The following is a 22,668-nucleotide window of genomic DNA, read 5'->3' as shown; positions in this document are numbered from 1 at the left end:
CGCATGAACATCTCGACCTGGGCGATCCGCAACCCCGTCCCGCCCATCGCGATCTTTCTCGTGCTGCTGGTCGCGGGGCTGATCTCGTTCCAGCGGCTGCCGATCACCCAGATGCCGAATGTCGACCTGCCGATCATCCAGGTCTCGACCGCCTATGCCGGCAGCGGCCCGTCCGAGATCGTCTCCCAGATCGTCAAACCCATCGAGGACGAGCTGGTCGACGTGCAGGGCATCCGGCATGTCACCTCGGTCGCCGGGGACGGCACCGCCTCGATCACCGCGGAGTTCGAGATCGGGATCGACACCGACCGGGCGCTCAATGACGTGAAGGATGCGGTGACGCGGGCCCGGAGCGACCTGCCGGATGCGGCGACCGAACCCGTCGTGCAGCGCATCGACATCACCGGCGGCGCGATCCTGACCTATGCGGTGTCGGATATCCGCCGCTCGGTCGAGGATCTTTCCGGCTTCGTCGACGACATCGTCGCCCCCGCCCTGCAGGGGGCCGAGGGCGTCGGCTCCGTCGATCGCATCGGCGGCGCGGCGCGCGAGGTGCAGGTGGGGCTGCACCCGGACCAGCTGACCGCGCTCGGCCTCACCGCGTCCGAGGTCAACGCCCAGCTCAAGAAGGCCAATTACGATGCGGGCGGCGGTCAGGGCACGCTCGGGGGGCAGGAATTCGCGCTGCGCGCCCTCGGCTCCGCCGGCTCCATCGACGCGCTGGCCGCCACCCGCATCCGCCTTCCGGCGGGGGGGACCGTGCGGCTCGACCAGATCGCCAGCGTCCAGGACGGGGCGGCGGACCGTGAAAGCTTTGCGCTGCTCGACGGGCACCCGGTCGTGGCCTTCGGCGTGTTCCGCGCCACCGGCGGCAGCGACCTCACCGCCGCGACCAGCGCCCGCGCGGCACTGGCGACGCTGGCCGAACAGCATCCCGGCGTCCGCTTTACCGAGATCGACGACGCGACGACCTACACGCAGGGCAATTACGACACCGCGATGGACACGCTCTACGAGGGCGCGGCGCTGGCGATCATCGTGGTGCTGCTGTTCCTGCGCGACTGGCGCGCGACCGTCGTCACCTTCGTCGCCCTGCCGCTGTCGATCATCCCGACCTTCTTCGTGATGGAAATGCTGGGCTTTACCCTCAACACCATCTCGCTGCTCGCGGTCACGCTGGTGACGGGGATCCTGGTCGACGACGCAATCGTCGAGATCGAGAACATCGTCCGGCACATCCACATGGGGCGCAAACCCTACAAGGCGGCGATGGAGGCCGCGACCGAGATCGGCATGACCGTGATCGCCATCTCGCTGACCATCGTCGCGGTCTTCGCCCCGGTCGGGTTCATGGCCGGGATCGCCGGGCAGTTCTTCAAGCAGTTCGGGCTGACCGTTGCGGTCGCGGTGCTGTTTTCCCTGCTCGTCGCGCGGCTCATCACGCCGCTGTTCGCGGCGCATTTCCTCAAGAGCAAGCCCGACCACACAGAGCAACCCGACGGCTGGCTCATGCGGCACTACCTGTCCGTGCTGCGCTGGACGCTGGCGCACCGCGCCGTGACCCTTCTCATCGGGCTCGCGATCTTTGCCGCCTCGATCTTTTCCGCGACGCTTCTGCCGACGGAGTTCATCCCGCCCTCGGACAGCGGCCGCGCGACGGTGACGGTCGAACTGCCCCCCGGCGCGAGCATGGACGAAACCGAGGCCGCGAGCCGCAGGCTGACCGGCCTCCTCACCGAGGTTTCCGAGATGGAGACCGTCTTTGTCGAGGGCACCGCCGACAACACCGCGACGATCCGTGTCAATTTCGGCAAGCGCGAGGATCGCGACCGCGACGGGCCCGAAGTGATGGAGGAGATCCGTCGCCGGCTGGCCGACGTGCCCGACATCCGAATCCATGTCCTGGGCGAGGAAGGCCAGCGCGACGTCTCGATAAACCTGCTCGCCGATGACGAGGCGACCGCCCGCGAGGCGGCGCGGGCCCTCGCCTCCGGCATGGCGACGCTGCCGGAGCTGCGCGATGTTTCGGTCGATTCCTCGCTGGCCCGCCCCGAGATCCAGATCACCCCGCGCCCCGGGCTGGCGGCCGAACTCGGCGTCGATGCCACGATCATCGCGGCGACCGCGCGCATCGCCACCATCGGCGAGAGCGATGCCAACCTAGCCCGGTTCGACGCGGGGACCGAGCAGATCCCGGTCCGCGTGCGGGTCGACAAGGCTTCGCGCGACGACCTCGTGCGGCTTGCGGGCATGCGCCTGCCCGCCTCGACCGGGGCGCTGGTGCCGCTGGGGGCCGTGGCCGACGTCGCCTTCGCCTCGGGCCCGGCCTCCATCGAGCGCTACGACCGCCGCTTCCGCGTCACGGTCGGGGCGACGCTGCCGCCGGGCACCTTCCTCGGCGAGGCAACCGCCGCCATCGACGCCCTTCCGGCCGCGCAGGATCTGCCCGACGGCGCCGCGATCCAGCCCGCCGGGGATGTGGAGACGATGAACGAGATCTTCGAAAGCTTCGGCCTCGCGATGATCGCGGGGGTGATGCTGGTCTACGTGGTGCTGGTGCTGCTGTTCGGCAGCTTCGTCACGCCCATCACCATCCTGTTGTCCCTGCCCTTGGCGGTGGGGGGCGCGATATTTGCGCTTTACCTCGTGGGTGCGGGGATCGGCCTCGCCGTGGTGATCGGCTTCCTGATGCTGATGGGGATCGTCACGAAGAATGCCATCATGCTGGTGGAGTTCGCCATGCAGGCGACGACGGGCGGCATGACCCGCGCCGAGGCGATGATCGACGCCGGACACAAGCGGGCCCGCCCGATCATCATGACCACCATCGCCATGACCGCGGGCATGGTGCCCTCGGCCCTCGCGCATGGCGAGGGCGGCGAATTCCGCTCGCCCATGGCGATCGCGGTGATCGGCGGGCTGCTGCTGTCGACGCTGCTGTCGCTGCTCTTCGTGCCCTCGCTCTACAGCGTGATCGAGGCGCTGAAGGACCGACTGCGCGCCTTGCTCTCGCACGTGCTGGGGGTCGAGCGGAGCGGCCGCCCGGCAGGCAACGGGACGGCGGACTGACCGGCGCGGCGGGCGGTTTCGCCGCGCCCCGTCCCCGGCATGGTTACTTTCGCGCGGCGATGTTTCGTAGAAATGCGCCCAATTTTTGCCTCAGTTTTCTCTTAAACGCTTCATTAGTCATGAGGTGGGGGCCGAATGAGCATGCCAAGGAGCGTCCCATGCTGCGCAAGTCCGGTCTTTTCGCCATCGCCCTCGGGTGCCTCGCGGCCCCCGTGCAGGCCGAGGAACACTATGTTCTCATGGTCGGCATCGGATATTTCCCCGACTATGTCTATCCCGCCGTCGGCGACACCGTCCGCTTCGTGAACACCTCGGACGTGATCATGACGGCCACCGCCGACGATGCCAGCTGGACCACCGGCCCGGTCAATCCCGGCGAGGCCTTCCTGGTCACCGTGACCGACGGCATGAACCAGACCTTTACCAACGGCGATACGGCGATCGGCGTGATCGACTACACCAACCCGCCGCCGCTGGACCTGGAAAACAACGCCGAAACCAACCACTGACCTGTCGCCGCCGCACGGCGGCGGTGGCCCCGTCCGGGGCAAGGGCGGTCAGGAGGCGGGCGACCGGCGCAGCAGCCCGGAAAACAGCAGCAGCCCCCAGGGGGCCAGCGCCGTTTCCACCTGCGCCCAGAGCGTCCCGAAGGCCAGCGGGTCAAGCCCGGTCCCGCGCGCGAGGTCCGTCAGGCTCCGCCGCCCGTCGATCGCCGCGATGAGCGGCGCCGCGGCGCGGGGCAGGCGGATGGTCGTCGACACGGTGCCGAGCGTGACCGGCAGCGGCTTTTCCTGCGAGACCGCCCGCGCGAGCGCCGGCGCCCCCACCCCGCGCAGATGCGGCACCGCGCTGCGGTTGCGCCCCGAGGCGGGGGCGACCGGCGCCTCCTGCGCCACGGCGTAGCCGGTATGCATCCGGATCGTGCCGCGCAGCTTTTCCGCCAGACCCATCGCCTCCCGCGGCGCCATCCCCGCCGGCACCTCGGCCAGCAGCGACAGGTCGTAGAGCGCCGGGGTGGCAAAGCCGGTCAGCGCCCAGCCGGTGCGGTCCATGACCTCGCCGAGCTCGCCCACCGTGTAGGGCCGGTCCTGGCCGTGAAGCAGCAGATCGTAGAAGCCCGCATCGCTCTGGCGGTGATCGCCGAGGTTGAGATTGGCGCGGAACGGGTGCCCCTCGGGCAGTGCCGAGACGATGTCGCGGGCGCGCGCCAGTCGCTCCGTCGCCGGGAGACCCTCGAACAGCGCGGCAAAGGCCTCCTGAAGCGGATAGACGCCGGACCTGCCGTAGGGCGCATAGACCATGAAGCCCATCCCGCCCCCGGGGGCGAGCGCCGCGCGCAGGGCGGCAAAGCCGGCCTCGGGCTCCGGCAGGTGGTGCAGCACACCGCAGCAGTCGATGTAGTCGAACGGACCGTGCTCGGGCGCGTCGAGCAGGCTGGCGGTGTGAAAGCGGATGGTGTCGAGCCCGCGCACCTTTGCCCGCGCCTCGGCGATGCGGCGCGAGGCGGTGGAAAGGTCGAGATAGGTGATCTCGCAGGGGCGTTTCGCCTGCGCCATCAGCGTGGCAAGCTGGATCAGCCCATCGCCGGTGCCGCCGCCGGCGACCAGAACCCGCAGCGTCCGCGACCAGTCGCGCTGTCCCTGCCAGAGGAAATGGTCCATCTCGACCGGGTGCGACGGAGAGCCGGTGATGAGCCGCCGGCGTTCGTCTTCGGGGTCACGTTCGGGATAGGGATAGGTTTCGTACTGTTCCTTGACCGTGACCATGCGCCTGCCCCCGTTGCGACCGGGCCGGACCCTCGCACGGGCGGGCGCGGAGGGAAAGCCTCAGCGGCGTTTTCGGGCCAGTTCGAGCCGCGCCTCGGCGAGGGACATGTCCCTGATGATGCGGCTGCGCTCGGCGCGGTCCGCGGTGTCGCGCAGCTCGTCGCGCAGGCGCGCCAGTTCCCGGCTGAGCGAGACGGCCTCGGGCACCGCGCCGTTGTCCTTCAGGATGCGGTTGAGCACCGCGTTCTGCGGATCGTCGCAGTCCGGAAGCGGCTTGCCCGCGCCGGGCAGATTGTCGAAGGCGCCGTCGCGTTCGGCGGCGGCGATCCGGGCGTTGATGAGGTCGATCAGGGGATGATCCAAGCCGGTCAGCCCTCCAGCGCCAGTTCGACGTCGCGGCGGTGCAGCGCCTCGGGCGACCAGGTGTCGCTGCGCCGGTAGAATTCCGGGAAGACCTTGGCCCCCGGCGGGAAGGCGACCCAGGGCAGCGCGGACCCGGTGAAGATATGCACATCCGGCACGATGTTCCGGGCACCGTCGAGCGTCCCCGCCCGCACGAAGGCGAAGCGCCGTCCGGCGCCGGAATAATGCGACCAGAGCGCGACGTGACAGTCGGGACAGCGCAGCACGACCTGCCCCTTGCCGGACGCGGAGGGCAGCAGCGTTTCCGCGGGACTGGCGCCGGTCGTCACGATGCGGCGGGTTTCGATCATCGCGTTCAGCACGAAGGCGGAGCCGGTTTCGCGCTGGCACCATGTGCAATGGCAGCAATGCACGACAAGGGGGGTGTCGGTCAGCCGGAACGAGATCAGGCCGCAGCTGCATCGGCCGGAAAGGGGGGAGTCATCGCGCATTGTGGCACCCTGTTGCAATGGGCCGGGCCCTGCACGGGCCGCGGTGGCCGGCCGTAGCGGGGGCTCTGCCCCCGTCCCTTGCGGGACTCCCCCGGGATATTTCCGGCCAGAAGATGCCGGGGGTCGATGGCGGGCGCACCGGGTTGGGCGCGCCCGCCGGAAGTCGGTTACTTCACCGTGATGCGGCCGTCGGTATAGGGCGTGTAGGGCGCATTGGCGGCGATGAACTCGGCGGTCACGTCGGCGAGATCGGGGCCGAAGTCATAGGCGTTTTCCGCCGTGATGAACATCTTGTAGCCGTCGCCGCCGTTGCGGACGTAGTTGTTGGAGACCACGCCGTAGGTCTTTTCGGGATCGACCGGCGCGCCCGCGATCATCACGTCGGAAATGCGGCTGCCGGCCTCGGCCGAGGGATCGACGGTGAAGGACATGCCCGAGACCTGCGGGAAGCGGCCGCCGCCCTCCTCGATCTGGCTGACGCCGTTTTCCAGCGCCTCGACCAGGGTGGCACCCTTGACCTGGAAGGTGGAGAGCGTGTTCTGGAACGGCAGGACCGTCAGCACCTCGCCCATGGTCACGGGGCCTGCGTCGATCGAGGCGCGCAGCCCGCCGCCGTTGGCGATGGCCACGTCGATGCCCTGATCCTTGACCCGGTCGAGCATGGCATCGGCCACGAGGTTGCCCATCGGGCATTCCGTCGCGCGGCAGACGTCGCGCGAGCCTTCGATCATCCCGGCGGCCTCGGCGACGACCTTGTTGCGGATCTCGTCCAGCGGTGCGGCGGCTTCGGCGATGCGGGCCTTGGTGGCCTCGTCCTCGGTCACGGCGGCATCCATCACGAGCGGCGCGCCCTTGGCTTCGGTGACCTTGCCGTCGTCGTCGAAGGTCACGTTCAGCTCGCCCAGGAACTTGCCGTAGGCATAGGCCGAGACGATCGCGGTGTCGCCCACCATGGTCGGATAGGGGCCCTCGGCGCCGTCCATCTCGCCCAGCAGGGTGTTGGAGTGGCCGCCCACGATCACGTCGACGCCGGTGGTGTTCTCGGCCACGCGGATGTCGGTCTTGTAGCCGGAATGGGACAGGACGATGATCTTGTTCACGCCCTCTTCGGTCAGCTTGTCGACCTCGCCCTGCACGGCATCGACCGGATCGGTGAAGATCACGTTGGGCCCCGGCGAGGCAAGTTCGTCCGTATCCTGCGGGGTGAGGCCGATCAGGCCGATCTTTTCGCCGTTCTTCTCGATGATGGTCGATTTCATGATCGCGCCGGAGAGCAGCTTTTCGCCCGAGAGGTCGGCGTTCGACATCAGCACCGGGAAATCCACCGAATCGACGAACCCGCGCAGAACTTCGGGGCCGTCGTCGAATTCGTGGTTGCCCACGGTCATCGCGTCGTAGCCCATCTTGTTCATCATCTCTGCGGCGAGCTTGCCCTTGTAGTAGGTGTAGAACAGCGTGCCCTGGAACTGGTCGCCGCCGTCGACGAGCAGGTAGTTGTCGCTGCGCGCCTTGGCATCGGTCAGTGCCGTCACCAGGCGGGCGGAGCCGCCGAAGCAGTCGCCCGCATCGTTGTCTTCGGCCGAGCAGGTCGAATCGTACTTGCTGATCGGCTCGAAGCGGGAATGGAAATCGTTGGTGTGCAGCACGGTCAGCGCATAATCCGCGCTTGCCGCACCGGCCGAGAGCGCCAGCACGGCGGCACTCGTCATCAGGCGAAGGGTCATGGGAATCCTCTCCGTTGGAGTTGTTATGGAGGGATGTTGCAACGCAGCAGGGGCGCTGTCAAAGCCGCACCGCCCCCTTCCGCCGCGTCATCCGGTGCCGGGCGCCGTCCAGCCCCCCACGAGCACCCGCGCAAGACGCCCCGGGTCGGTGTCGAGGTCGTCCGTCAGCAGGCAGTACCATGCCAGCGCGATGAGGGCGGAGGTCATCTCGGCCAGCGGCGCGCCGGGGGCCAGTTCGCCGCGCGCCGCCGCCCGCTCGAACATCGGGCGCAGCGCCCCGGCGCGGGCCGCGCGATAGGTGGCCAACGCCTCGGCCACGTCGGCATCGCCCTGCGCCGCCGCAAGGATGTGACGGAAGACCTGCCCCTCCGGGCGGGACCAATGAGCAAGGAGCGTCCGCAGGAAGGCCGTCACGTCGCCTTCGAGCGTGCCGGTATCCGCATGCGGATCGGCGCGCTTCTGCCGTTGGTAGACCGCCAGCAGCAGCGCCCCGCGCGACGGCCACCAGCGGTAGAGCGTCGCCTTGCCGGCACGGGCCTTGCGGGCCACGGCCTCCATCGACAACCCGGCGATGCCCGCCTCTGCCAGAAGCTCTGTCGCGGCGTCGAGGATCGCCGCCTCGGACTGCGGATTTCGTTTCGGGCCGATGGAGACTCTCTTGTCGCTCATGTTCGCCGCCCCTTTCGCGTTTTCTCCGCAATAGCCCTTTACATCGGGGATTGCCATAAAATATATACGGAACGTATCGTTTCGTTAAGGACATCAGCATGTCGACCCCTCCCCGTCCGCCCCGGCGCCATCACCTCGCCTTCTTCGTCTTCCTCTGCGTCTATCCGCTTGTCACGGCGCTGATCTATGCCCTCGGGCCGCTCACGACCGGGTGGCAGGTCTGGCAGCGCAACCTCGTGATGGTGCCGATCATCGTCGTTGCGATGATCTGGATCATAATCCCGCGCATCCACCGCCACTGTCATCGGTGGCTCTGACAACGCGCCGGGGATTGACCGAAGGGGAAATCCCCGGCAATTGAAACCCATGTTGATTTACAAGATCCTCCGCGCCGACGAATGGGCGGCGCTACAGTCCGAGGGGGAAACCCCCGGCGCGCCGGTGGACGTGGCCGACGGCTACGTGCATTTCTCCACCGCCGAGCAGGTGCGCGAGACGGCGGCCAAGCATTTCGCGACCGAGCGCGACCTCTTCGTGCTCGCGCTCGACCCGGATGCCCTGGGCGAGACGCTGAAGTGGGAGCCGTCGCGCGGCGGGGCGCTGTTCCCGCATCTCTACGGACCTCTGAAGCTGGCGGACGTACGCTGGTCGCGCCCGCTGCCGGTGGGCATGGGCGGGCACGTGTTCCCGGACGACATGGCATGACCACCCTGATCGAACGCGCGGGGCTCGGCCTTCTGCACCGGATGGACCCGGAGGCGGCGCACGGCCTCGCGCTGCGCGCGCTGGCCCTCGGGTTCGCGGCGGCGCCGGGCAGGATCACCTCCGACCGGCTGGCCTGCACGCTCGCCGGGATGGAGCTTTCCAATCCGCTGGGGCTCGCGGCCGGGTTCGACAAGAACGCCGAGGCCCTGGGCGGGCTGTCCCGCGCCGGCTTCGGCTTTGTCGAGGTCGGGGCCGCCACGCCGCGCCCGCAGCCGGGCAACCCCCGTCCCAGGCTGTTCCGCCTGTCCGAGGATCACGCGGTCATCAACCGCTTCGGCTTCAACAACGACGGCATGGAGGCCGTCGCCGGCCGCCTCGCCCGCCGTCCGAAGGACATGATCCTCGGGCTGAACCTCGGGGCGAACAAGGACAGCGAGGATCGCGCGCAGGATTTCGCCACGGTTCTGGCGCGCTGCGGCGACCGCCTCGATTTCGCGACGGTCAACGTGAGTTCGCCCAACACGGAACGTCTGCGCGACCTGCAGGGCAAGGACGCGCTGGCGGCGCTGCTCGACGGGGTGATGGCCGCCCGCGATGCCCTGCCCCGGCCCATCCCCGTGTTCCTCAAGATCGCCCCGGACCTCGATGCCGAGGGGTTGAAGGATGTGGCCGAGGTCGCCCGGACCTCCGGGATTTCGGGGATCATCGCGACCAACACGACGCTGTCGCGCGACGGATTGCGCTCGGCCCATGCCTCGGAAACCGGCGGGCTGTCCGGGGCGCCGCTGTTCGACCGTTCCACCCGGGTGCTGGCGCGCCTCTCGATCCTGACCGGCGGCACGCTGCCGCTGATCGGCGTGGGCGGGGTCGGCACCGCCGAACAGGCCTACCACAAGATCCGCGCCGGGGCCTCGGCCGTCCAGCTCTATTCGGCGCTGGTCTACGGCGGCCTGTCCCTGGTTCAGGACATCCTCGAAGGGCTGGACCTGCTGCTGGCCCGCGACGGGTTCTCCAACGTCGCAGAGGCGGTCGGCACCGGGCGCGAGGACTGGACATGATCCTCTGGCACAATCCCCGCTGCTCCAAGTCGCGCGAGGCGCTTGCCCTGCTCGAGGCGCGGGGGGTGTCGCCGCAGATCCGCCGCTATCTCGACGATGCCCCGAGCCTCGATGAACTGAAGGCCGCGCAGGCCGCGCTCGGGCTGCCCGCCATCGCGATGATGCGGACGACCGAGGCGGCCTTTCGCGACCGCGGCCTGACCCGCGACACCGCCGAGGAGGCGCTGCTGCGCGCCATGGCGGAAGAGCCGAAACTCATCGAGCGTCCGGTGGCCCTTTCCGGGACGCGCGCGGTGATCGGCCGCCCTCCCGAGCGGGTGCTCGACCTGCTGTCCGGCACCGGGGATGACTGACGCCCCCGGCCCGCGCCTGCGCCGCACCGTCTGAGCCGGATGGCAGCGCGCAACGCCAATATCGACGCCATGCGCCTTGTCGCGGCGCTCGGGGTGATCGCCCTGCACAGCGGCACCTATCCGGAACTGCCCGGCGATCTGGGCGGCATCCTGACCGGCCTGTTCCGCTGGTGCGTGCCGTTCTTCTACGTGGTGACGGGGTATTACCTTACGCCGGAGGGCGCGCGCTTCCCCACCGTGACGCTGACGCGCCTGCTGCGCCCGGCCAGCGTCTTCGCTGTCGCATGGCTGCTCTACCTGCCGCTGCTGATCGCCCGCTCCGGGGTTGCGGCGCTCGGCCCGCGCACGCTGATCGAGGGCACGCATTTCCACCTGTGGTATCTGTCCGGGCTGGTGGTGTCGCTGCTGGTGCTGGAAGGGCTGCGCGGCCTCGGCTCCCGGCGGCTGGCGATCGGCGTGGCGGCTCTGATCGTCGTCGCCTGTTTCGCCGCCAGCCTGAACTATACCCTGACCGCGACCGGCTACGATCTCATCGTGCTGACGCGGGAATTCATCGGCGTGCCCTGCATCCTCGCCGGAGCGGCCTACCGCCGGTTCGCCGCCCGTCCCGCCGCGCGTCACCGCGCGATCCTTCGGGCGGGGCTGCTGCTGCTGGTGGTCGAGATCGTCGCGCTGAACCTCTTCGGCAAGAGCTACCGCGACATGCAATGGGGGCTGAGCACGCCGGTCATCGCGCTCGGCCTGTTCGGCACCGCCCTGACCGCAAAACGCACTGCGCCGGAATGGATGGCCCGCCTCGGGCGCGAGGAATCGCTCGGCATCTACGTCTGGCACCCCGCCTTCATGATCCCGGCCGCCGCCCTGCTGGGCGGTGCCTGGATCCATCCGCCGGGCACGCTGGAGAGCCTGCCGCTCTGGGCGCTGACCGCGGTGCTGACGCTGCTGGGACTGCGCCTGCTCGGCCGCGCGCCGCGGCTGAGGGCGCTGGCCGATGGCGACCTGCGCGCCCTGTCCCGCGAGAGCGAGCCAGACGGCGACGGGACCGGCTCGTCCGGTCAGTCGTAGGTCCGGGTGTCCTCGATCACCAGCCCGTCGCGCGGCAACCCGCCCGGCGCGACCAGTTCCACGATGCCCTTGAGCTTCAGCACCTCCGCCACGCTCTTTTCATAAGCCGAAGCATCCCCGCCCGCGGTTTCGATGCGCACGGTCATCACGTCCATCTCGCCGTCACGGCTGGCCACGACCCGGGCGCGGCCGATCTCGGAATGACGGGCGACGAGGGCGGCCACCTGCTCGGGGCGCACGAACATGCCCTTGATCTTGGTGGTCTGATCGGCGCGGCCCATCCACCCCTTGATGCGCAGGTTCGTCCGCCCGCAGGGGCTTTCGCCCGGCAGCACCGCCGAAAGGTCGCCGGTCGCGAAGCGGATCAGCGGGTAATCGGGGTTGAAGGTGGTGACGACCACTTCGCCGACCTCGCCCTCGGGCACCGGATCGCCGGTGCCGGGGGTCACGATCTCGACGATGATCTGCTCGTCGACGATCATCCCCTCCATCGCCGCGCTTTCATAGGCGATCAGGCCCAGGTCCGCCGTCGCATAACACTGGCGGCAGGTGATGCCGCGATCCGCGTATCCCTGCCGAAGGCTGGGGAACAGCGCACCGCCCGAGACCGCGGCCCGGGTGATGGCCAGTTCCAGCCCCATCTCGTCGGCCTTCTCGAGGATCAGCCGCAGGTAGTCCGGCGTCCCCGCGTAGGCGGTGACACCGACGTCATGAGCAGCGCGGGCCTGAAGCTCTGTCTGACCGGTTCCGGCGGGCAGGACCGCCGCCCCGACCGCCCGCGCGCCGTTCTCGAAGATCATCCCGGCGGGGGTGAGGTGGTAGCCGAAGCAGTTCTGCACGATATCGCCCTGCCCGATGTCGCAGGCATGCAGGAAGCGCCCCAGCCGCCACCAGTCCTCGGCCCCGCCGCCCGGCTCGTAGATCGGGCCCGGCGACTGGAACACATGGGCAAAGCCGCTGGCCGGCCGCACCGTGTAGCCGCCGAAAGGCGGATGCGCGGCCTGCCCCTTGCCGAGGTCGCTCTTGCGCAGGACCGGCAGGCGCGCCAGCACCGACGGGTCGATGACCGCCGCCGCCTCGACCCCGTTCAGCGTTTCGGCATAGCCGGGCAGCGCCTGCGCCCGGGCGATCTGCCGGGGCAGCGCCTCGGCCAGCGCGGCGGCGCGCGCCTCGGCGCTGCGGGTTTCGAGATCGTCGAAATAGGTGCTCATCCCAACCTCCTCAGGAATGCCCTGCCGTCGCTCTCTGTCCGGGCGGCGGGGCCAGCGGATATTCCGCCAGTGTCTCGTAGATCGCGCCGTCCGGCGTCAGGTGCGACGCGACGAGGCGCAGCGCCGTGGCCTCTGCCGGCGACGTGACGAAGCCTGCGAGCCCGCGCAGCGCCCGATCGAGCCGCATCGCGTCGTCCGTCTTCAAGCCGCCCCCGAAGCGCACCAGCGTCACATGCGGACGGAACCGCTCGCGCGGAAGGGTGACCCCCGCCGCCCGCACCGCGCCGGCGACCGCATCGCGCAGCGCCCGGAGCGCAGCGGTCCGCGCGAGGTCCGCAGCCAGCAGCTTCGGCACCCGCCCGCCGATCACGCTCAGCCCCCGCACCGCGAGCGCGGCGGCGGCAAAGCGGCGCATCTCCAGCGCCATGTGCAGCTCTTCCAGCGTCGCGCGGTCCTGATTGCCGAGAAAGGCCATCGTCACGTGCAGGTTCTCCTCCGGCACCTCGCGCCCGACCGGAATCGCCTCCTGAAGGTGAAGCAGCGGCCCGATCATCTCCTCCGGCAGAGGCAGGGCGAGAAAGCAGCGCATGGCGCCATTCCCGGCGGATCACGCCAGCCACCGCTTGCGGCGGCGGTAGCTGCGCACGTCGCGAAAGCTCTTGCGGCCGTCGTCCGAGACGCCGAGGTAGAATTCCTTGACGTCCGGGTTCTCGCGCAGGTCGGCGGCGGGACCGTCCATCACCACGCGGCCGTTCTCGAGGATGTAGCCGTAATGCGCATAGCGCAGCGCCACGTTGGTGTTCTGTTCCGCCAGCAGGAAGGACACGCCCTCGCCCTCGTTGACGGCTTTCACGATCTCGAAGATCTGCTCCACCAGCTGCGGCGCGAGACCCATCGACGGCTCGTCCAGCAGCACCGTCTCGGGCCGCGACATCAGCGCCCGGCCGATGGCGCACATCTGCTGTTCCCCGCCCGAGGTATAGCCCGCCTGGGATTTCCGCCGCTCCCTCAGCCGGGGAAAATAGTCGTAGACCATTTCGAGGTCCCGCGCCACCGCGGCCTTGCCGTCCCGACGGGTGAAGGCACCGGTCAGCAGGTTTTCCTCGATGGTGAGATGGGCGAAGCAGTGGCGCCCCTCCATCACCTGGATCACGCCGCGCTTCACCAGCGCCGCCGGGTCCAGATCCTGCACCCGCTCGCCCTTGTAGAGGATCGAGCCCTTGGTGACCTCGCCCCGTTCCGAATGCAGCAGGTTCGAGATCGCCTTGAGCGTCGTGGTCTTGCCGGCGCCGTTCCCCCCGAGCAGGGCGGTGATGCCGCCCTTCGGCACCGAAAGGGACACCCCCTTCAGCACGAGGATCACGTGGTTGTAGATCACCTCGATGTTGTTGACCTCGAGAAGCGTCGTGTCGGTGGGGGCCGCGTCCAGCATCGCATCGTCTTCCTGTTCGAAATAGGCAGGTTCCGGCGGCGGCGACATGCGCGCCGCCGCCGGAAGGTGTCAGATCACATCTGGCACTCGTCGTTTTCCGGCCAGGGCGCGTTCGCCGTGGCGTATTCCTTCGCGCTCGCCTCTTCGAGCGGCGAGATGGCGGCGGTCTCGGGCATGATGAGGTCCGACGCCTTCACGAACTTCTCGCCGTCCCATTCGAGGATCCAGCCGCCGGAATGCCCGGTGTGGTTGGCGCAGGTGGTCTTGAACGGCGGCACCATGCCGGTCATTCCCAGCTCTTCCAGCCGCGCCTCGCTGATGTCGAGGTTCTCGAGCCCCCAGCGCAGATCCTCCGGCCCGATCTCGGCCTTGCCGGTGTGCTCCTGCGCGGCACGGATGCCTTCGCCCAGAATCATCGAGATCACCAGCCCGCGCTGGTAGAAGACGCCCTCCATTTCCTCCGGGTTGGACTGGGTCAGCCCCTCGTCGACGACGTATTTCTTCACGTCCGCCATGATCGGCGCATCGGGGTTGGGGAAGGACCAGCTGACGGACTTGTAGCCCTTGCCGCCCTCGCCCACGATCTTGAGATCGGCATCATGTCCGGACCACCAGACGCCCAGCATGTTCTCCATCGGGAACTTGGTCTTGACCGCCTCGGTGATCGCCCCGGCGTTCATCGCGCCCCAGCCCCACATGATGACGTAATCCGGGCGCTCGCGGCGGATCTGCAGCCATTGCGCCGACTGGTTCTGCATCTCCTTGAGACCGACCGGAATCGGCACCAGATCGAACCCCTGCTCTTTCGCCTTGGCTTCGAGGAAGGGCAGCGGCTCCTTGCCGAAGGGGTGGTCGAGGTGCAGGAAGGCGATCTTCTTGCCGTTCAGATCTCCCATGCCCTGCAGGTATTGCAGGATGATCGACGCCCCGTCCCAGTAGCTGAGCGGCGTGTTGAAGGCCCATTTGAACACCTTGCCGTCGGCCATCGGCGAAAAGCCGTAGCCCGGCGCCAGGATCGGGATCGCATCGACGTTGGTCTTCGGCAGGACCTGAAGCGTGATGCCGGTGGACCAGGGCTGCGTCACGATGGCCTGCGCCTTGGTCTTCTCGTAGCACTCCACGCCCTTCTCGGTGGAATAGCCGGTCTCGCATTCGGCAAAGTCGATCTTGACCCCGCCGATGCCGCCGTCGCGGGCGTTGAGCATCGTCATGTAATCCGCCTGCCCGTTCATCAGCGGAATCCCGGTCGCCGCGAAGGGTCCGGTGCGATAGGCGAGGTTCGGGGCATAAAGCCCCTCGGCCAGCGCGGTGGACCCCATGAGCGCCCCCAGCGCCGCCGCCGCGGCCAGTGTCTTGAAGCCTTTCATCGTTGGTTCTCCTCCCTTTGATGGTTTTTTGCTTCGCTGCGTCTCCGGCCGCCCGTCAGTGCGGGAAGGGCCAGATGATGAGTTTCTCCCGGATCAGCGCCCAGAGACGGGCAAGGCCGTGCGGCTCGATGATCAGGAAGAAGATGATGAGACTGCCGACGATCATGATGTTGAGATGCTCGACCAGGGCCGAGCTGACCGGGATGCCCAGGGCCTCGGGCACGGTGCCCAGCACCACCGGCAGTCCGACGATCAGGATCGCACCCAGATAATTGCCGAGGATCGACCCCAGCCCGCCGATGATCGCGATGAACAGGATGCGGAACGACAGCGGAATGTCGAAGAGGTTCGGCTCCGCCGCTCCGCGCCACATGAAGACGAACAGCGCCCCCGCCACCCCCACCACGTAGGAGGACACGGCAAAGGCGGTGAGCTTGGAACGCATCAGGTTGATGCCGATCAGCTCGGCGGCGATGTCCATGTCCCGCGTCGCCTTCCAGGTCCGCCCCAGATTGCCGCGCGTGAGGTTGATGCAAAGAACGGTCATCAGCGTCACCACCACCAGCACGACGTAGTACTGCGTGATCGACGAGGCCTGCGGCCCGGCGATGTAGACCCCGAACATCTCGAGGTTGGGCACCTGGATCGCGCCGGAGCTGTTGTAGTTGTAGAGCCAGCCCCATTTCTCGAAGAGCCAGACCAGGAAGAACTGCGCGGCCAGCGTGGCGATGGCAAGGTAGAAGCCCTTGATCCGCAGGGACGGAATGCCGAACAACACCCCGACCCCGGCGCTGAACACCCCCGACAGCAGGATCGCCACGATCGGGTTCATCCAAGGGAATAGCGTCACCAGCTTGTAGCAGGCATAGGCCCCGACCCCCATGAAGGCGGCGGTGCCCAGCGAAAGCTGCCCAGCGAATCCGGTGAGGATGTTGAGCCCGAGCGCCGCCAGCGCATAGATCAGCACCGGGATCAGCAGGGTCTGAAAGGCGAACTCGCTCGCCAGAAGCGGCAGCACCAGCCAGGCGAACACCAGGATGAGCCCCAGCAGCACCGCGTCCTGGCGCACGGGAAACAGCGCCTGATCGGCCTGGTAGGTGGTCTTGAACTGTCCTGCGGTGCGGTAGAGCATGCTGTCTCGTCCTTTATCCCTTGTCCGCGCCGGTCAGGCGGGGTGACCCGTCCCGCGGACGGGCAATTCGATGGGCCGTCCCCGAAAGGACAGCCGGTACATGGCGACAAGCGCCGGAAGCGGCACCGGCGTCACGAACAACCGGATCCCGATGCCCGAGGGCTGGTGCCCGTGGCCGCAGGGACCGAACCCGGCAGGCACACGGGGCCCGAAGAGCGACCCCGACGCGGCCGGCCACACCCTTGCACCGATCACGAACGGCACCGCGGCCGCCGCCATGACGAGGCTGGCAACCGCGCCCGCAAGCAACCATCCGTCTCCTCCGGGGCCCTTGCCCACCTCGTCCCGGCGCACTGTCAACTCCCTCTCCCGCACGGTTCAGATCGCGCCTTCGTTCCGGCGCAGGTCCTCGTCCGGACAGACCCGCGTCGGCGCGGGGGCATGGCCCGTCGCCCGGGACTGCCCCACCAGCCAGACCCACGTCCGAAGGCCAAGCCCCGCCCCCACCGCGGCCAGCAGCGCCGCAACGTCCATGCTGCCGCCGTCCCCGCCGCTCAGCACCAGGTAACCGAAGGCCCAGAACCCGGACCAGGCCACGACGTTCAGCACCACCACCAGTTTCGCCATCTCGTCCTCCCCGACCGCCCGGAGGCGGCATCCGCCGCGCGCACCCGTGTTTCTTCTGGCCCGAAATATCCCCGCCGGAGGCTCCGGCGCGTCCGACGGCACCCCCGCCGGGCCGGGGGTGCCGCGGCGTCACACTCTCTCGATGATGCGCTCTCCGAACAGCCCCTGCGGCCGGAACAGCAGCACGATCAGCGCCAGCACGAAGGCGAACCAGGTCTCGGTGTTGCCGCCCAGCAGCGGCTGGCCCCAGTAGATCTCGAACAGCTTCTCCAGCATGCCGATCATCAGTCCGCCGATGATCGCCCCGGTGATGCTCTCGAGCCCGCCCAGCATCAGCACCGGCAGCGCCTTGTAGGCAATGACCTCCAGCGCAAAGCTCACCCCGGCCCGCGCCCCCCAGGCGATGCCGGTGACCAGCGCGATGATGCCGGCGATGAACCAGACCAGCACCCAGATCGTCTGAAGCGAGATGCCCACCGACAGCGCCGCCTGATGGTCGTCGCCCAGGGCCCGGATCGCCCGGCCCATCTGCGTGTAGTTGAGAAACGCCAGCAGCCCGATCACCAGGACCGTCGCCACGATCACCACCGTGATGTCGAGATGCTGAAGGATCAACAGCCCGCCCCAGGGCTCCAGCACCGTGTCCCCGGTGGGAATGCCGAGCTCTTCCGAGATCATCACCTTGTTCTCGCCGCCGAAGATGATCTCGCCCAGCCCGATCAGGAACAGCGTGATGCCGATGGTCGCCATGAACAGGATGATGTCGGGCTGCCCGACCAGCGGGCGCAGCACGACCCGCTCGATCGCCAGCGCCAGGACGAACATGACGACCAGCGTCAGCCCGACGCTGATCCAGGCCGGCACCCCCATCGCATGCAGCCCCACCAGCGTCAGCGCGGCAAAGACCACCATGATGCCCTGCGCGAAGTTGAAGATCCGGCTGGAGCGGAAGATCAGCACGAACCCCAGCGCGATCAGCGCGTAGAGGATGCCCGAAACCAGCCCCTCCCAAAGCACCTGGAGCAGGAAGTCCGGCGCCCCGATCATGTCGGCAAAGGGCTTCACGAAGATGTCGTTCAGCACGACGCGACTCCTTTCATATATCCGCCCCGGACGTGGTCCGGGGTCCGGCGTTGCGGCCGGCCAGGCTCCGGCATTTGCGCCGCCCCGGCCGGCGCGGCACGGCGCGACACGCCCCCGTCAGGCCCGGAAGGGACAGGCCGTCTCAATGCGCCACCCCCAGATAAGCGTCGATCACGTCCTGGTTGCTGCGCACCTCGTCGGGCGCGCCGTCGCCGATCTTCTTGCCGTAATCCATCACCACCACCCGGTCGGAAAGGTCCATGACCACCCCCATGTCGTGCTCGATCAGGCAGATCGTGGTGCCGAACTCGTCGTTCACATCGAGGATGAAGCGGCTCATGTCTTCCTTCTCCTCCACGTTCATCCCCGCCATCGGCTCGTCGAGAAGCAGCACGGACGGCTCCGCCGCCAGCGCCCGCGCCAGCTCCACCCGCTTCTTCAGCCCGTAGGGCAGCCGCCCCACCGGCGTCTTGCGGATCGCCTGGATCTCGAGAAAGTCGATGACCCGCTCCACCTTCTCGCGGTTGGCGATCTCCTCGTCCCGCGCCCGGCCCCACCAGAGCGCCTGCGCCCCGATCCCGGCCGACATATGCGTCAGCCGCCCGGTCATGACGTTGTCGAGCACCGTCATCCCCTCGAACAGCGCGATGTTCTGGAAGGTCCGCGCCACGCCCATCCGGGCCACTTCCCAGGGCTTCATGGCGGGGCGCTTGCTGCCCTTGTACCAGAGCTCCCCCTCGGAGGGTGTGTAGAAGCCCGAAATGATGTTCAGCATCGAGGATTTCCCCGCGCCGTTCGGCCCGATGATCGCGCGGATCTCGCCCTCGCGGATGTCGAAGGAGATGTCCTTGATCGCCACCACCCCGCCGAACCTCAGCGTGATGTTGCGCAGCTCCATCAGCACTCCGCCGATCTGCCGCCCGTCCGCGGTGACGTAACCTTCGCTGTCTTTCATCGGATCTTCTTCTTGTTCCAAATACGCATCTCCGCCCCCTCCGTGCGACCGGCGCATATCCGGGGGCGCCCTGCGGGACGGCGGGCGGGGCGATGGCGAAGCCGAGCGCCGGACACCGGCCCGCTCATTCCGCCGCCATCGCGCGCGGCGCCTGCGGCACCACCGCGGCATCCATCAGCGTCAGCGTCGCCTTGATCCTGCCCTTGCGGCCGTCCTCGTAGGTCACTTCGGTTTCGGTGTAGACGCTCTCCGACCCGTCGTACAAAGCCGTCACCAGGTCCCCGAATTTCTCCGCGATGATCTTGCGCCGCACCTTCCGAGTCCGCGTCAGCTCGCCGTCATCCGCATCCAGCTCCTTGTGCAGCACGAGGAAGCGGTGGATCTGGCAGCCCGACAGCATCGGGTCCTGCGCGACCGAGGCATTCACCTCCTCCACATGGTTCCGGATCGTCTCCAGCACCTGCGGATGCCCCGCCAGTTCCTGGTAGGAGGCATAGGCGATGTTGTTGCGCTCCGCCCAGTTGCCCACGGCGGTGAGGTCGATGTTGATGAAGGCGGTGCACCGGTCCCTGCCCGCGCCGAAGACCACGGCTTCGAGGATGTTGGGATAGAACTTCAGCTTGTTCTCGACGTATTTCGGCGCGAACAGCGCCCCGTCCGACATCTTCCCCACGTCCTTCGCCCGGTCGATGATCCGCAGGTGGCCGGTGTCCTCCTCGATGAAGCCGGCGTCGCCCGTGGCAACCCAGCCCTCCGCATCCTTGGTATCGGCCGTGCTCTCGTCGTTCTTGTAGTAGCGCACGAAGACGCCGGGCGAGCGGTAGAACACCTCGCCGCTTTCGGCGATGCGGATCTCCACCCCCGGCGACGGCACCCCCACCGTGTCCGGCCGCACCTCGTTGTCCGGCTGCTGCGTGATGAAGACCGACGCCTCGGTCTGCCCGTAGAGCTGCTTCAGATTGATCCCCAGCGCCCGGTAGAAATCGAAGATCTCGGGCCCGATCGCCTCGCCCGCGGTATATCCGACGCGGACCCGCGAAAATCCCAGCGTGTTCTTCAACGGTCCGTAGACCAGCATCTCCCCCGCCGCGTAGCGCAGCCGGTCCACCAGCCCCACGGGCTTTCCGTCGAGGATCTTCGGACCGACGCGCCGGGCGACCTCCATGAAATGCCGGAACATCCGGCGCTTCGGCGCGCTCGCGTCCTCCATTCGGATCATGATCTGGGTCAGCTGCGTCTCGAACACCCGGGGCGGTGCAAAATAGTAGGACGGCGCGATCTCGCGCAGGTCCGTCATCATGGTCTCGGCGCTCTCGGGGCAGTTCACGCAGAAGCCGGTCCAGTAGGCCTGCCCGATGGAAAAGATGAAATCCCCGACCCAGGCCATCGGCAGGTAGGCCAGAACCTCCTCGCCGGGTCCGAGCTTGTCGAACCCGGAGGAATTCCTTGCCGTCTCGATGATGTTGCGGTTGGACAGCACCACGCCCTTGGGTTTGCCCGTCGTGCCCGAGGTATAGAGCATGACGCAGGTATCGTCATATCCCAGCGCCCCGCTCCGCGCGGTCAGTTCTCCGAGGAGCGTGTCGCGGGCGGCGCGGCCCTTCTCCTGGACGGCGGCAAAATCGTGCAGGCGGCGGTGATCGTATTTCCGCATGCCGCGCGGATCGACATAGATCATGTGTTCGAACTGCTGCAGGCCGGCCTGCACCTCGATCACCTTGTCGACCTGCTCCTGATCCGCCGCGATGACGAAACGCGCGCCGCAATGCTGCAGGACGTATTCCATCTCCTCCGCGACCGCATCCTGGTAGAGCGGCACCGGCACCGCCCCGACCATCTGCGCCGCGACCATGGACCAGTAGAGCGTCGGCCGGTTGCGCCCGATCACCGCCACGTGATCCCCCGGCGCCACGCCGAGGTCCAGCAACCCCAGCGCAAAGGCCTCGATCTCCCGTTCGGCCTCGGCCCAGGTCCAGCTCTGCCAGATCCCGTATTCCTTCTCGCGGTAGGCCATCCGCGCCCCGTAACGGGTCGCGTTGCGTCGCAACAGAGCCGGAATCGAGCGCAGACCTTCCGCGCCCTCGGACATGTAAGCCAATGCTGTTCCTCCCTTCGCGCCCGTCTCCCGCGGACGCCTGCCCCCGTCCGAGGGCCGGTCGCTTGGCTGCGACTCCTGCCCCATTAAGGGTCAGTGGCAGGCTGGCGGTCAATCGTTTCGTGAAGTTTTCCCAATTCCTACGAATTGTAACAGCCCGCTCCCCGGCCCTGGTGACGGCAGGCTCGGCCCTCGGCCGCTCAGCCGCTCAGCCGAGATGAACCCCGCGTTGATCCCAAGCTTCCAGGCCTTCGTCCGTCATGACGATGACCTGTGGATTCCGGGGGACTTCGCGTTCGGACGCGCCGAGGATATGGCCCAGTTCGAAAGCTGGTTTCACAGCCCCCTTGGGCGCAAGCACCTGATCATCGGCAACCACGATGATGAAGCGGCAATTGCGCTACCCTGGGTGTGGCCTCGTTGACCCGCTCGATCCGGATGCTGTGGTCCCAGTCATCGCCGAAGTCGTAGACATACTGGATCGTCCTGGTGCCGGTCTGGTTGAGCACCTTCTCCAAGGTCATTTTCTTTGCATCCATCGGGCCGTCGCAGAACCGTTCCGGGTCGGGCAGGCCCCAACCGGCATCACCAACGCGGAACTCGTAGAGATGGGTGTCCGTCCAGCCCATGGCCGCCTGGATCACGTCATGCAGCCGGTCGAGCCTGATCTTCAGCGGCACCTCGATATGGCGCATCGGCATTGGGTCGACGTCGTTCTGAATGATCCGAAGGCGGGCGATCAGGGTCATGCGGCCATCCTTTGTGGTGTCGGGGACCAATTCCAAGGCATTAGATCCGGCACGCGGGAGAACTTGACACACCATGCCGCCGAGCCGTGGCCGTAACTTGGCGGAGCTCCAAGAAGCTCTCTTCCACGATCCGGATCTTCTCCGCATCACTCCAGGGCCGCCTGCGCGGCACAGCCGCGGCAGAAAGAACTTCGATCTCGGGTCCGACCTTATGGTCGGCCATAAGGTCGGACCTAACACCGACACCGAAACCCCGTCAGACGGCCCCCGCCGGAGGGATACGCTTGTTGAACCAATCGACCATTCAAGGGTGGCATTTTCAACGGCGTCGAGGCTGCGCCACGGGCCACGCCGGTGAATGACTTCCGCTTTGAACAAGCCGTTGATCGTTTCCGCCAGAGGGTTGTCATGGGAGTCCCCAACGCTGCCGACAGACGGGGCAATCTTCGCCTCGGCCAGTCGTTCGGTGTATTTGATCGACAGATACTGGGCGGATTCAACCGGTCGTCGCAACACCTTGGAACATATCCTGTTTGAGCAGCCGGTCGAGAGCCTCTGCCGGTGTTTGCCAGTTCAGCGTTTTCCGGGGGCGCGTGTTCAGGGCATGGGATACGGCGCTCGGCTCTTCAGCGCCGTGTTGGCTTAGGTCCGTACCCTTTGGGAAGTATTGGCGGAGCAGACCATTGGTGTTTTCATTGCTGCCGCGTTGCCAGGGGCTCTGAGGGTCGCAGAAGTAGATCTCGAGACCGGTATC

At 67.7% G+C, this 22,668-nt stretch carries 25 protein-coding genes and 1 pseudogene; 7 read left to right on the top strand and 19 right to left on the bottom strand.

Translation table 11 applies throughout. The annotated features are described in order from the left end of the window. Window positions 1-3: 3 nt before the first annotated feature. The gene (locus ACN0RJ_RS18655; protein WP_417725234.1) at window positions 4-3,069 is read left to right on the top strand and encodes an efflux RND transporter permease subunit; all 3,066 of its coding nucleotides are present in this window, start codon (window positions 4-6) and stop codon (window positions 3,067-3,069) included. 158 nt (window positions 3,070-3,227) lie between these two features. Continuing rightward, on the top strand, window positions 3,228-3,578 hold the full coding sequence (locus ACN0RJ_RS18650) for a cupredoxin domain-containing protein (RefSeq protein WP_417721614.1): 351 nt from the start codon (window positions 3,228-3,230) through the stop codon (window positions 3,576-3,578). Between the two features lie 48 nt (window positions 3,579-3,626). Here ACN0RJ_RS18650 and ACN0RJ_RS18645 read toward each other — a convergent pair whose 3' ends face one another. The 5 genes from ACN0RJ_RS18645 to ACN0RJ_RS18625 form a co-directional block, all read right to left on the bottom strand. Further along, the gene (locus ACN0RJ_RS18645; RefSeq protein WP_417721615.1) at window positions 3,627-4,835 is read right to left on the bottom strand and encodes a class I SAM-dependent methyltransferase; all 1,209 of its coding nucleotides are present in this window, start codon (window positions 4,833-4,835) and stop codon (window positions 3,627-3,629) included. 60 nt (window positions 4,836-4,895) lie between these two features. After that, complete coding sequence (locus ACN0RJ_RS18640; protein WP_417721616.1) at window positions 4,896-5,198, bottom strand: DUF1992 domain-containing protein; 303 nt, start codon at window positions 5,196-5,198, stop codon at window positions 4,896-4,898. A gap of 5 nt (window positions 5,199-5,203) precedes the next feature. Next, window positions 5,204-5,689 carry a GFA family protein gene (locus tag ACN0RJ_RS18635; RefSeq protein WP_417725233.1) on the bottom strand — a complete coding sequence of 162 codons (486 nt, stop codon included), beginning with the start codon at window positions 5,687-5,689 and terminating at the stop codon, window positions 5,204-5,206. A 167-nt stretch (window positions 5,690-5,856) separates the two neighbouring features. Further along, window positions 5,857-7,413, bottom strand: a complete 1,557-nt coding sequence (locus ACN0RJ_RS18630) for a bifunctional metallophosphatase/5'-nucleotidase (RefSeq protein WP_417725232.1) — start codon at window positions 7,411-7,413, stop codon at window positions 5,857-5,859. A gap of 87 nt (window positions 7,414-7,500) precedes the next feature. Further along, window positions 7,501-8,082, bottom strand: a complete 582-nt coding sequence (locus ACN0RJ_RS18625; protein ID WP_417725231.1) for a TetR/AcrR family transcriptional regulator — start codon at window positions 8,080-8,082, stop codon at window positions 7,501-7,503. Window positions 8,083-8,180: 98 nt separating this feature from the next. On the opposite strand from ACN0RJ_RS18625, the gene ACN0RJ_RS18620 reads away from it, so the two are divergent. The 5 genes from ACN0RJ_RS18620 to ACN0RJ_RS18600 are packed head-to-tail and all read left to right on the top strand — an operon-like array spanning window position 8,181 to window position 11,263. Next, entirely contained in the window at window positions 8,181-8,399 is a 219-nt protein-coding gene (locus ACN0RJ_RS18620; protein WP_417721620.1) for a hypothetical protein, read from the top strand. Window positions 8,400-8,448: 49 nt separating this feature from the next. After that, a complete protein-coding gene (locus ACN0RJ_RS18615; RefSeq protein WP_417721621.1) occupies window positions 8,449-8,787 on the top strand; it encodes a DUF952 domain-containing protein in 339 nt (112 codons plus the stop codon). Next, window positions 8,784-9,845, top strand: a complete 1,062-nt coding sequence (locus tag ACN0RJ_RS18610) for a quinone-dependent dihydroorotate dehydrogenase (protein ID WP_417725230.1) — start codon at window positions 8,784-8,786, stop codon at window positions 9,843-9,845. The genes ACN0RJ_RS18615 and ACN0RJ_RS18610 overlap by 4 nt, the downstream gene beginning before the upstream one ends. Further along, window positions 9,842-10,198 carry an arsenate reductase (glutaredoxin) gene (gene arsC, locus ACN0RJ_RS18605; protein ID WP_417725229.1) on the top strand — a complete coding sequence of 119 codons (357 nt, stop codon included), beginning with the start codon at window positions 9,842-9,844 and terminating at the stop codon, window positions 10,196-10,198. Before ACN0RJ_RS18610 ends, arsC begins: the two co-directional genes overlap by 4 nt. Window positions 10,199-10,237: 39 nt before the next feature. Next, a complete protein-coding gene (locus tag ACN0RJ_RS18600) occupies window positions 10,238-11,263 on the top strand; it encodes an acyltransferase family protein (protein ID WP_417725228.1) in 1,026 nt (341 codons plus the stop codon). On the opposite strand, the gene ACN0RJ_RS18595 is transcribed toward ACN0RJ_RS18600, so the two are convergent. The 14 genes and pseudogenes from ACN0RJ_RS18595 to ACN0RJ_RS18530 all read right to left on the bottom strand — a co-directional run. Further along, complete coding sequence (locus tag ACN0RJ_RS18595; RefSeq protein WP_417725227.1) at window positions 11,254-12,474, bottom strand: phenylacetate--CoA ligase family protein; 1,221 nt, start codon at window positions 12,472-12,474, stop codon at window positions 11,254-11,256. The two genes, ACN0RJ_RS18600 and ACN0RJ_RS18595, sit on opposite strands and share 10 nt — an antisense overlap. 10 nt (window positions 12,475-12,484) lie before the next feature. After that, window positions 12,485-13,063 (bottom strand): RNA 2',3'-cyclic phosphodiesterase, encoded by a 579-nt coding sequence (gene thpR / locus ACN0RJ_RS18590; RefSeq protein WP_417725226.1) that lies wholly within the window; start codon window positions 13,061-13,063, stop codon window positions 12,485-12,487. A gap of 18 nt (window positions 13,064-13,081) precedes the next feature. Continuing rightward, a complete protein-coding gene (locus ACN0RJ_RS18585; protein ID WP_417721637.1) occupies window positions 13,082-13,906 on the bottom strand; it encodes an ABC transporter ATP-binding protein in 825 nt (274 codons plus the stop codon). Window positions 13,907-13,980: 74 nt separating this feature from the next. Continuing rightward, the gene (locus ACN0RJ_RS18580; protein WP_417721627.1) at window positions 13,981-15,273 is read right to left on the bottom strand and encodes an ABC transporter substrate-binding protein; all 1,293 of its coding nucleotides are present in this window, start codon (window positions 15,271-15,273) and stop codon (window positions 13,981-13,983) included. Between the two features lie 55 nt (window positions 15,274-15,328). After that, complete coding sequence (locus ACN0RJ_RS18575) at window positions 15,329-16,405, bottom strand: branched-chain amino acid ABC transporter permease (RefSeq protein WP_417721628.1); 1,077 nt, start codon at window positions 16,403-16,405, stop codon at window positions 15,329-15,331. Between the two features lie 33 nt (window positions 16,406-16,438). Beyond that, on the bottom strand, window positions 16,439-16,765 hold the full coding sequence (locus ACN0RJ_RS18570) for a hypothetical protein (RefSeq protein WP_417725225.1): 327 nt from the start codon (window positions 16,763-16,765) through the stop codon (window positions 16,439-16,441). An 18-nt stretch (window positions 16,766-16,783) separates the two neighbouring features. Next, window positions 16,784-17,032 carry a hypothetical protein gene (locus tag ACN0RJ_RS18565; RefSeq protein ID WP_417725224.1) on the bottom strand — a complete coding sequence of 83 codons (249 nt, stop codon included), beginning with the start codon at window positions 17,030-17,032 and terminating at the stop codon, window positions 16,784-16,786. Between the two features lie 129 nt (window positions 17,033-17,161). Beyond that, window positions 17,162-18,115, bottom strand: coding sequence for a branched-chain amino acid ABC transporter permease (locus ACN0RJ_RS18560; RefSeq protein WP_417721631.1), 954 nt, complete (start codon window positions 18,113-18,115; stop codon window positions 17,162-17,164). Window positions 18,116-18,257: 142 nt separating this feature from the next. After that, on the bottom strand, window positions 18,258-19,070 hold the full coding sequence (locus ACN0RJ_RS18555; protein ID WP_417725223.1) for an ABC transporter ATP-binding protein: 813 nt from the start codon (window positions 19,068-19,070) through the stop codon (window positions 18,258-18,260). A 124-nt stretch (window positions 19,071-19,194) separates the two neighbouring features. Further along, entirely contained in the window at window positions 19,195-21,159 is a 1,965-nt protein-coding gene (locus ACN0RJ_RS18550; protein ID WP_417725299.1) for an AMP-binding protein, read from the bottom strand. A gap of 371 nt (window positions 21,160-21,530) precedes the next feature. Further along, window positions 21,531-21,914: a plasmid pRiA4b ORF-3 family protein gene (locus ACN0RJ_RS18545; protein ID WP_417725222.1), complete on the bottom strand. Its 384-nt coding sequence runs from the start codon at window positions 21,912-21,914 to the stop codon at window positions 21,531-21,533. Between the two features lie 40 nt (window positions 21,915-21,954). Next, on the bottom strand, window positions 21,955-22,137 hold the full coding sequence (locus ACN0RJ_RS18540) for a transposase (protein ID WP_417725221.1): 183 nt from the start codon (window positions 22,135-22,137) through the stop codon (window positions 21,955-21,957). 33 nt (window positions 22,138-22,170) lie between these two features. After that, window positions 22,171-22,406 (bottom strand): annotated as a pseudogene (locus ACN0RJ_RS18535) (integrase core domain-containing protein); the annotation flags it as partial. 4 nt (window positions 22,407-22,410) lie between these two features. Further along, on the bottom strand, window positions 22,411-22,668 hold a 258-nt coding region (locus ACN0RJ_RS18530), incomplete at its 5' end, for an IS30 family transposase (protein ID WP_417725220.1).

Origin of the sequence: Salipiger sp. (assembly GCF_048261495.1) — a bacterium.
Classification (GTDB): Bacteria; Pseudomonadota; Alphaproteobacteria; order Rhodobacterales; family Rhodobacteraceae; genus Salipiger.
This window is presented reverse-complemented; position numbering and strand designations above follow the sequence as displayed.

Excerpts from the sequence above, each read along its gene's own strand:
- ACN0RJ_RS18615 (WP_417721621.1), top strand. The coding sequence starts at position 8,449 with ATGTTGATTTACAAGATCCTCCGCGCCGACGAATGGGCGGCGCTACAG.
- ACN0RJ_RS18620 (WP_417721620.1), top strand. The coding sequence starts at position 8,181 with ATGTCGACCCCTCCCCGTCCGCCCCGGCGCCATCACCTCGCCTTCTTC.
- ACN0RJ_RS18600 (WP_417725228.1), top strand. The coding sequence starts at position 10,238 with ATGGCAGCGCGCAACGCCAATATCGACGCCATGCGCCTTGTCGCGGCG.
- arsC (WP_417725229.1), top strand. The coding sequence starts at position 9,842 with ATGATCCTCTGGCACAATCCCCGCTGCTCCAAGTCGCGCGAGGCGCTT.
- ACN0RJ_RS18650 (WP_417721614.1), top strand. The coding sequence starts at position 3,228 with ATGCTGCGCAAGTCCGGTCTTTTCGCCATCGCCCTCGGGTGCCTCGCG.
- ACN0RJ_RS18595 (WP_417725227.1), bottom strand. The coding sequence starts at position 12,474 with ATGAGCACCTATTTCGACGATCTCGAAACCCGCAGCGCCGAGGCGCGC.
- ACN0RJ_RS18540 (WP_417725221.1), bottom strand. The coding sequence starts at position 22,137 with ATGGCCGACCATAAGGTCGGACCCGAGATCGAAGTTCTTTCTGCCGCG.
- ACN0RJ_RS18625 (WP_417725231.1), bottom strand. The coding sequence starts at position 8,082 with ATGAGCGACAAGAGAGTCTCCATCGGCCCGAAACGAAATCCGCAGTCC.
- ACN0RJ_RS18575 (WP_417721628.1), bottom strand. The coding sequence starts at position 16,405 with ATGCTCTACCGCACCGCAGGACAGTTCAAGACCACCTACCAGGCCGAT.
- ACN0RJ_RS18550 (WP_417725299.1), bottom strand. The coding sequence starts at position 21,159 with ATGTCCGAGGGCGCGGAAGGTCTGCGCTCGATTCCGGCTCTGTTGCGA.
- ACN0RJ_RS18655 (WP_417725234.1), top strand. The coding sequence starts at position 4 with ATGAACATCTCGACCTGGGCGATCCGCAACCCCGTCCCGCCCATCGCG.
- ACN0RJ_RS18565 (WP_417725224.1), bottom strand. The coding sequence starts at position 17,032 with ATGGCGAAACTGGTGGTGGTGCTGAACGTCGTGGCCTGGTCCGGGTTC.
- thpR (WP_417725226.1), bottom strand. The coding sequence starts at position 13,063 with ATGCGCTGCTTTCTCGCCCTGCCTCTGCCGGAGGAGATGATCGGGCCG.
- ACN0RJ_RS18635 (WP_417725233.1), bottom strand. The coding sequence starts at position 5,689 with ATGCGCGATGACTCCCCCCTTTCCGGCCGATGCAGCTGCGGCCTGATC.
- ACN0RJ_RS18580 (WP_417721627.1), bottom strand. The coding sequence starts at position 15,273 with ATGAAAGGCTTCAAGACACTGGCCGCGGCGGCGGCGCTGGGGGCGCTC.
- ACN0RJ_RS18645 (WP_417721615.1), bottom strand. The coding sequence starts at position 4,835 with ATGGTCACGGTCAAGGAACAGTACGAAACCTATCCCTATCCCGAACGT.
- ACN0RJ_RS18610 (WP_417725230.1), top strand. The coding sequence starts at position 8,784 with ATGACCACCCTGATCGAACGCGCGGGGCTCGGCCTTCTGCACCGGATG.
- ACN0RJ_RS18545 (WP_417725222.1), bottom strand. The coding sequence starts at position 21,914 with ATGACCCTGATCGCCCGCCTTCGGATCATTCAGAACGACGTCGACCCA.
- ACN0RJ_RS18630 (WP_417725232.1), bottom strand. The coding sequence starts at position 7,413 with ATGACCCTTCGCCTGATGACGAGTGCCGCCGTGCTGGCGCTCTCGGCC.
- ACN0RJ_RS18585 (WP_417721637.1), bottom strand. The coding sequence starts at position 13,906 with ATGCTGGACGCGGCCCCCACCGACACGACGCTTCTCGAGGTCAACAAC.
- ACN0RJ_RS18555 (WP_417725223.1), bottom strand. The coding sequence starts at position 19,070 with ATGAAAGACAGCGAAGGTTACGTCACCGCGGACGGGCGGCAGATCGGC.